Origin of the sequence: Nocardia sp. NPDC101769 (genome assembly GCF_044766925.1) — a bacterium.
GTDB lineage: Bacteria > Actinomycetota > Actinomycetes > Mycobacteriales > Mycobacteriaceae > Nocardia.
Genome location: NZ_JBIWMX010000050.1, coordinates 24,722 through 32,583 on the forward strand (window position 1 = coordinate 24,722; position 7,862 = coordinate 32,583).

Annotated in this window: 9 protein-coding genes; 7 read left to right on the forward strand and 2 right to left on the reverse strand. The window is 65.1% G+C overall.

Annotated features, from left to right (window positions below):
• The first annotated feature begins 20 nt into the window (after window positions 1–20).
• The 6 genes from ACIRRA_RS41810 to ACIRRA_RS41835 all read left to right on the forward strand — a co-directional run bounded on the left by ACIRRA_RS41810 (window position 21) and on the right by ACIRRA_RS41835 (window position 5,768).
• Entirely contained in the window at window positions 21–1,598 is a 1,578-nt protein-coding gene (locus ACIRRA_RS41810) for a PfaD family polyunsaturated fatty acid/polyketide biosynthesis protein (protein WP_402780301.1), read from the forward strand.
• 11 nt (window positions 1,599–1,609) lie between these two features.
• Window positions 1,610–2,491 carry an alpha/beta fold hydrolase gene (locus tag ACIRRA_RS41815; RefSeq protein ID WP_402780288.1) on the forward strand — a complete coding sequence of 294 codons (882 nt, stop codon included), beginning with the start codon at window positions 1,610–1,612 and terminating at the stop codon, window positions 2,489–2,491.
• Window positions 2,492–2,591: 100 nt separating this feature from the next.
• On the forward strand, window positions 2,592–3,173 hold the full coding sequence (locus tag ACIRRA_RS41820; RefSeq protein ID WP_402780304.1) for a monooxygenase family protein: 582 nt from the start codon (window positions 2,592–2,594) through the stop codon (window positions 3,171–3,173).
• A gap of 44 nt (window positions 3,174–3,217) precedes the next feature.
• Entirely contained in the window at window positions 3,218–3,721 is a 504-nt protein-coding gene (locus ACIRRA_RS41825) for a nuclear transport factor 2 family protein (RefSeq protein WP_402780290.1), read from the forward strand.
• Window positions 3,718–4,863, forward strand: a complete 1,146-nt coding sequence (locus ACIRRA_RS41830) for an LLM class flavin-dependent oxidoreductase (RefSeq protein WP_402780292.1) — start codon at window positions 3,718–3,720, stop codon at window positions 4,861–4,863. Before ACIRRA_RS41825 ends, ACIRRA_RS41830 begins: the two co-directional genes overlap by 4 nt.
• A 32-nt stretch (window positions 4,864–4,895) precedes the next feature.
• Entirely contained in the window at window positions 4,896–5,768 is an 873-nt protein-coding gene (locus tag ACIRRA_RS41835) for a class I SAM-dependent methyltransferase (RefSeq protein ID WP_402780294.1), read from the forward strand.
• 223 nt (window positions 5,769–5,991) lie between these two features.
• Here the strand turns inward: ACIRRA_RS41835 and ACIRRA_RS41840 are convergent, their stop codons facing one another.
• Window positions 5,992–6,762, reverse strand: a complete 771-nt coding sequence (locus ACIRRA_RS41840; protein WP_402780296.1) for an alpha/beta fold hydrolase — start codon at window positions 6,760–6,762, stop codon at window positions 5,992–5,994.
• Between ACIRRA_RS41840 and ACIRRA_RS41845 the strand changes: the two genes are divergently transcribed.
• Window positions 6,749–7,072: an EthD domain-containing protein gene (locus ACIRRA_RS41845; protein ID WP_402780297.1), complete on the forward strand. Its 324-nt coding sequence runs from the start codon at window positions 6,749–6,751 to the stop codon at window positions 7,070–7,072. The two genes, ACIRRA_RS41840 and ACIRRA_RS41845, sit on opposite strands and share 14 nt — an antisense overlap.
• Window positions 7,073–7,523: 451 nt before the next feature.
• Here the strand turns inward: ACIRRA_RS41845 and ACIRRA_RS41850 are convergent.
• Window positions 7,524–7,862 (reverse strand): hypothetical protein (locus ACIRRA_RS41850; protein ID WP_402780299.1); only part of this gene is annotated, 339 nt, incomplete at its 5' end.

The window sequence follows — 7,862 nt, forward strand, 5'->3', positions numbered from 1 at the left end:
TCGAACCATCACGTGGTGCCGTGGCGCCGTCGAGCACGCCGATCCGCACCGACCCGGAGGGTATCCGGTCAGTGCTCGCCCGCCTTGGCGAACCGTGCTATGTCGTGGAAAGTCAAGGGCAGTTCGGTCTTTCGCCAGAGCGTCCAGGGGCGGGTGCGCGTTTGGTCGCCGTCGCCCCGCCGTGCCGGCCCGGTCAGCTCGGTTCGGCCGCGTTCCGGTCCGCGCACCGGCTGGAGGCGGCCTACGTCGCCGGCGCCATGGCCGGTGGCATCGCCTCGACGCGGCTGGTGACGAGCCTGGCTGCGGCCGGATATCTGGCGTCTTTCGGCGCGGGCGGCTTGAGCCTGAACACCGTCGAAACGCGGGTCACTGAGCTCGTGCGATCGGTCGGCGGACGGCCGTTCATGGTGAACCTGTTATACGCGCCGCACGACCAGGAGCTCGAGTTCAAGACGGTCGAACTGCTACTCCGGCATGGGGTACATCGGCTGGAGGCGTCGGCGTTCCTCGACATCACCGCAAGCCTGGTGTGGTTCAGGCTGTCGGGGCTGGCACGCCGCGGTGGGCGGGTGGCGATCGGCAACCGGATCATGGCGAAGGTGTCGCGCATCGAGATCGGTCGCAAGTTCCTGCAACCCGCTCCGCCGAAGCTGGTGTCGTCGCTGCTCGACCGGGGGCTGATCACGGCCGAGCAAGCCGAGCTGGCCGGGTCGGTGCCGATGGCCGACGACATCACGGTCGAAGCGGACTCCGGCGGGCACACGGACGGGCGGCCACTGGTCGCACTGCTGCCGCTGTTCGCGCACGAACGCGAGGCCCTCGCACGGAAGTTCCGGCCGGCGGGCTCGGTGCGGTTCGGTGCCGCAGGCGGCATCGGAACGCCGGAGGCTGCCGCCGCCGCGTTCGCTCTCGGCGCCGACTACGTCGTCACCGGATCGGTCAACCAAACCTGCGTGGAGGCAGACCTCTCCGATCGTGCCAAGACCATGCTCGTAGCGGCTGAAGTCACGGACTTCGATCTGGCGCCATCGGCCGATATGTTCGAAATTGGCTCTCAGGTACAGGTTTTGAAGAGGGGCACGATGTTCGCGGCTCGCGCGCAGCGACTTCGGCAGCTCTACGATCGATACGGATCGCTCGATGCGCTGTCGACGGCTGATCGGGAATGGCTCGAACAGAAGATCCTGTGCCGATCGATCGACGCTGCCTGGGCCGATGTTCGTGACTATCTCGGGCAGAACCAGCCCGGTGAGTTGACGCGCTGTGAGGATCCGCGCCGCAAGATGGCGTTGCTGTTTCGGTGGTATCTGGGGTTGTCGTCGCGCTGGGCACGTGAAGGCGTCGCCGAACGCGCTGTCGACTACCAGCTGTGGGCCGGACCCGCACTCGGTGCGTTCAATCATTGGGCAGCAGGGAGTTGCCTCGCGGCCCTGCGGAATAGGACCGCAGGCGAGGTTGCCGCGAATCTGATGCTCGGCGCGGCATTCACGACCAGAGTGGTGCACCTGCGCACGCTCGGAGTGCGGTTGCCGGTGTCGGCCACCACGTTCCGTCCGATCCCCGACTGCGAGACCGCGCTGGCGCGGCTCGCGAAGTAGCGAGCGTTGCGATGGAGAAGATCTGGAGTGATCTGCCGGACGGCCTCCGGTCTCCGATACGCGTCGTCGGTGCGCGACAGCGCGGTGCCACACCGCCTCCAGTCCCCGCGCCGGTACTGGTCGTGATCCCGGGCATGGGTGTCCCGGCCGCGTACTACGAGCTGTTCGCCCAGGCGACCGCGGGCCGCGGATACAACGTCGCGATCTGCGAGCTGCGCGGGCAGGGCGATTGCGCCGATGTCGGTGGGACCTACGGCTACCACACGATCGCGTCGGTCGACCTGCCCGCCATGATCGGTGCCGTGGCACAGCGCTTTCCGGGCAGTGACCGCTATCTGCTCGGTCACAGCATCGGGGGGCAGCTGGCGGCGTTGACGGCGGCCGCCTGGGCCGAGGTCAGCGGACTGATCCTGGTGGCCAGCGGTACCAACTACTACCGCTGCTACGGGCGGGCGATGTCGGCCTGGCTGCTGCTCGGTTCGGCGCTGCTGCCGTCCCGGAGCTCTCTGGTTGCGGCCGACCGCCGGATCGGAACCGCGCTCGGCCTCTTCGACGGCCATCCGAAGCAGATGCACTCGGACTGGTCCCAGCTCGTCCGGTCCGGCCGCTTCGAACTGAAGGGAGCCGATGTCGACTATGAAGCCCGGATCGGTGCGCTCGAGGTGCCCGTGCTCGCCGTGCATATCGCCGGTGACGAACTCGCGCCGCGCGCGTCCGCGGAGCATTTCGTCGAGAAATTCCAGTCCGCGGCCGCGCAGGTCTGGATGGAGCCGCGACGGGTCGGCCACAACGGCTGGATTCTCGACGGCCGTAGCGTGCTCGACCGCATCGAGGACTGGCTGCAGGAGGTCCGCGCCGCGAATGCCGCCAGGTCGATAACCCAAGGCCGATAACGGATGGATACTTCACTGCTGCGAGCGTCGCTAATAGGCGCAGAATTACCACACGATTGCCTGGCTGATTGCGGCCGGTCTTGACATTGTCGATTGCTTGGTGAAGCGTCATTTCTATGACGCGGATACGGCTGGTTTAATCGAAGTCGGAGGCTTCATGCGTAAGCGAATGACAGTAGATCTGTCGGAGTACCCTGAACCCGTTGTGATTTATCTCGGCATCAAGGCCAGGCGGCTATCGGGTCTCAGGTTCCTGATGCAGATCGGGCCGAAGCTCCGGAAGATCGCGAAGAACCCGCCGGATGGCCTGCTCGCGCACGAGAAGTTCATTTGGGGAGTTTTCCCGCTGCACATCGGGTTCCGGCAATTCTGGCGGGATCCCGACAGCCTGGATAATTTCGCACGCCGCCACGACGATCACCGGAATTGGTGGCGGACATTTCTTCACGACGAAAAGCGTTCGACCGTGGCCTGGCATGAAGCGTACTTCCTGTCGCAGACAGGCGTCGATGCGCTGTACACCGACATGGACGAGCCCATCGGGTTCGCGCACTTCGCGCCGCTCGTGCCTGCCCGCGGCGCGACGTATTCGAGCCGCGGTCGGGCCGGGCTCCGCGAGGCGGCCCAGGCGAACCCGGAAATCGCCGAATCCGACCTGTATCGCCGCACGGCGACGGATTGACCCACTGACTGGCAATAACGAAAGCTTCGACGAGGAAAACAATCATGCAGACCGAAGAGTGCAAAGGTCTTGGATTTCCGACGATGATGGAACGCGGCGACCTCCAGGGGGCGCTGGCGCTCCTGGCCCCCGACGTCGTGCTGCGCGGGCCGGTCGCCCGGTACGAATTCACCGGAATAGACGACGTCGGCCCGGTGATCGGCGCCGTCCAGCAGTCCTTTCACGGGCTGCGGAAGGTCGAGGAATACGGCGACGCCCACACGCTCGTGATTCGGTGGACGGCGACGATCCTCGGCAGGCCCGCCGAGGGCACCGATTTCTTCCGGTTCAACGAGGACGGACTCGTGCGCGAAATCGTCGTGTTCATCCGGCCATTCGACGCAGTGGCGGCGGCGGCGACAGTCATCGGCAGGCGGCTGGCCCGGCGGCGGTCCCGGACCCGCGGCGCGGTGACGGCGGCCCTGACCCGGCCGCTGGTCGGTGTGATCCGCACCGGCGATCGGATGACGCCCGGACTGCTCGGCTACGCCGCGGGAGGACAGCGATGACCAGATTCCGCACCGGACTGCTCGATCCGGGCCTGCACTCGCGCTACACCCCCGACCTCGTGATTCGAAACACCCGGGCGGTCGGGCTGCTCGGCGGCGCGGACTCGATCTGGATGCCCGACCACATCCTGGGTGTCCTGCCCAGGTCGGTCTGGTCGGCCGACTACACCGGAGCGGCGCATTTCACCCCGAGCATCGACGGCCACTACGAACCGTGGACCACCCTCGGATACGTTGCGGCACAGAACGGTTTGGCGCGGTTCCGACTGGGCGTCGGCGTGACCGACGCCGGACGTCGGCATCCGGCGGTCACCGCACAGGCCGCCGCGACACTGCACCACCTGAGCGGTGGCCGCGCGATCCTCGGCATCGGGCCGGGTGAACGGGAAAACAACGAGCCGTACGGGGTCGATTGGCAGCGGCCGGTGGCCCGGTTCGAGGAGGCGGTGGCCACGATCCGGGCGTTGTGGGAGTCCGACGGTAAGCCGATCAGCCGGGATTCCGAGTACTTTCCGCTCCGGGACGCGGTGTTCGCGATCCCGCCACATCGCGACACGCGGCCCGAGATCTGGTTCGGCGCCAACGGTCCTCGGATGCTCCGGGCAACCGGCCGGTACGCCGACGCCTGGTTGCCGGGGTTCGGCCTCGGACCGGCCGCGTACAGCGAGAAGCTGGCGATGGTCCGTAACGCGGCCTCGGACGCGGGACGGGATCCGGAGAAACTCACCGCCGCAGGGACTTTCCCGGTAATCACCGGGCCGACGCGGGGCAGCGTCGCCGACGCGCTGGCGTCGGTCGCGGTGAAGGCATTCACACTCGGCGCACCGGGTTCGATGTGGTCACGTCACGGTGTCCAGCACCCGCTCGGCGAAACGTTCGCCGGTCTGCAGGATCTGCTCCCTCAGCTGCTGGACGAGCCCACTGTGCTCTCCTATGTGGAGAAGGTCCCGGAATCATTGGTGCGCGAATTCTGCTTGGTAGGAACACCTTCCGAGGTTGTGGATCAGGTTGCATGCTGGCGTGACAATGGCATGCGCTACGCCATTCTGTCGAATCTCAGCGCCTTCCAGCCTAGCGTCGCCATGGGTATGGTCGCCAATGCGCCGATCGTGGCGATTCTGCGCGGGCTGCGGAAGCTATGAGCTCGAATCACCCGATCGTTGTTGGAGATACATTGAGCGCAAACAAGATACAGGTCGATCTGACCGGTGTTCCGGAGACCCTGCTGTGGGTCCTCTACTGGCGCGCTGAGGAGTCCAAGCGTGCCGACGCGTTGCTGTCCGACCCGAAAGCGGTCACGCTGTGCGAATCGATCGATTACCCGTTCGCGGCGAAGTTCGGTCGGCCGCACCCCGTCTTGAGCCTACGCGCCCGGTGCTTCGACGATGAGATCCGCCGGTTCCTCGCCACGCACCCGGACGGTACCGTCGTGTCTCTTGGCGAGGGTCTCGAAACACAGTTCTGGCGGGTGGACAACGGCCGGGTTCGGTGGCTGAGCGTCGACCTCCCGGAGACGATCGATTTGCGTCGCCGACTGCTGCCCGACGATGACCGCCGGCGCAGTATCGCGTGTTCCGCGCTCGACGAATGCTGGATGGACAAGGTCGACCAGAGTAAGGGGCTGTTCATCACCGCGCTGGGATTGTTCATGTATTTGCCCGGCGACGAGGTGCTCAGCCTGATATCCCGTTGTGCGGAGCGGTTTCCCGGCGCCGCGATGATGTTCGACGCGATGCCCCAGTGGCTGACGGCGTCCGCGCCGGGCGGCACCTGGTTGACGACCCTGCTGATGCGTGGACGCGAGTCCGAAGAGCAGCGATACGAGGTTCCACCGATGGTGTGGGGGATCAGCAATGACGAACTGCGTGCACGGCTGCTCGCCGACCCGAACATCACCGCGGTTCGTGGCATCCGGCTGCCTGCCGGCCGGGGCATGGTGTTTCGATACCTCAATCCGCTGTTCGGCTCCTGGCCATTGATCCGCAGTGCGCGGCCGTTCCAGTTGCTGATCAGTTTCAGGTCGGCAGCCGACCGGCTCGAGTTTTGACCTCGGGGCTGATCTGTCGGGCCTGAATGATCTTGAACGAAGCCCTCGAGTGATGATTCTTCTTGCGAAAGAAAGAAACTCACTGCAAGGGCTTCGGCGAACAGTGTGCACGACATCGACGGTGGGACAAAGACCAGCGAGCTGAGTCAGGTGTGCATTCGGCACTGCCGCGCGATGGGAAACGGCCTCCCTGGTTCCGGGGCCGTTTTCGTTCGCTCGTCGTTCAGGGTCGGATGAAGGTGAGCAGGTCGGCGTTGATGGTCGCGGCCTCGGTGGTCGGCATGCCGTGCGGGAAGCCGGGATAGGTCTTCAGGGTGCCGTTCGGCAGCAGGTCGGCGGAGCGGATGGCGGCGTCCTCGAAGGGGACGACCTGATCGTCCTCGCCGTGCATGACGAGGACGGGGATGGTGATCTTCGTGAGTTCCTCGGTGAAGTCGGTCTGGGAGAAGGCGACCACGCCGTCGTAGTGCGCCTTGGCGCCGCCGGACATGCCCTGCCGCCACCAGTTGGCGATCACGCCTTCGGAGGGTTGCGCGCCCGGCCGGTTGTAGCCGTAGAACGGTCCTTCGGCGAAGGCGCGGAAGAAGTCCGACCGCCGGGTGGCGACCTGCACCTGGATATCGTCGAAGACCGACTTGTCCAGTCCGCCGGGGTTGTCGGCGGTCTTGACCATGATCGGCGGCACCGCGCTGATCAGAACCGCCTTGGCCGCCCGGTCCTGCCCGTGCCGCGACAGGTAGCGCACGACCTCACCGCCTCCGGTGGAGTGACCGACGTGTACGGCGTCCGACAGCTCGAGATGGTCGACGACGGCGGCCAGGTCGTCGGCGTAGTGGTCCATATCGTGACCGTCGGAGACCTGGGCGGAACGGCCGTGCCCGCGCCGGTCGTGGGCGACCACCCGGAAACCGTGCGACAGGAAGAAAGCGGCCCGGAACCCTAAGGTTCCGGGCCCTCTCCGATCGAGGAGATCAAGCACAATGTTCAAGGTCATCGCCCTGCTGGCGAAAAAGCCTGGGCTGAGTACGAACCAGTTGATCGAGTATTACGAACGCCAGCACGTTCCCCTTGTCATCAGTCTGGCCCCGGCACCGATGAGCTATCGGCGCAACTACGTCGTCTCCGACAACGCGGCCGGAGATTTCGACATCATCACCGAGCTGATCTTTCCAGACCGGGCGGCCTATGAGTCGTGGGTGGCAGTCATGTACGCACCGGGGTCGGGGGTCGCCGAGGACGAACGCAACTTCCTCGATCGTTCTCGCACACGGTCGTTCACCGTTGAGGAGCACATCACCGCCTGACTGTGTTCGAGGCACGTACACATCACTCGTTCGACGGTCGGCAACCGGCGATGAAATTGCTGGTGAGTGCCGGGGATTTGGCATCAAATTTGGCATCACGACAGCAGGGGAACCGTCGGACTCAGTGGGATTTGGCGGACATCGGGGACGGCTGAAATTCTGTTGGCCTGCATGAACGGGATGCGGTGGCAGGTGATGGCAGGTGTGGGACGGTGTTCCGTTGGCTCATAACCCAGAGGTCGCAGGTTCAAATCCTGCCCCCGCTACAAACGAGGGCAGTCCTGCAGCAGCCCCGTGCGCACGCTGGATGATCAGCCTGCCCCGAAGGTCTTTCAAGAGCGTGCCGAGCTTGGATGTCCACCACAGCGACATCTCGAGCATCTGGGCGTGGTATTCCTCGTCTCGGTCCATTCTCCGTTGACACGCTGTGGCCAAGATCGGCAGACTGCTATCAGTGCGGCTGGCCATAAGTTGGCCAGTTGCAGATGATGTTGCATGACAGCCTGTCGGCATTTTCACCGGCCTCGATCAGAGGAAGAGGAACTTGCCGCAGTCTCGTACGAACTCTTTTGGCCGCTGATCGCTCGGTGCAGCCCAATTGGTTCTCGCGGAAGATTAACGGCCTGAGATCATCTCCGGCCGACCAGGGTGGCGTCCCGAAAGTCAGCGGACCGATTGTCAACAGCACGCCAATCCGGGATCTGGCACGGTTTGCGTGATTGACCCGGCCTGGATTGCCAACGGGCGCTTGATGATCGATCATGTCGCCGGTGTTCTGATCTTGGACCGC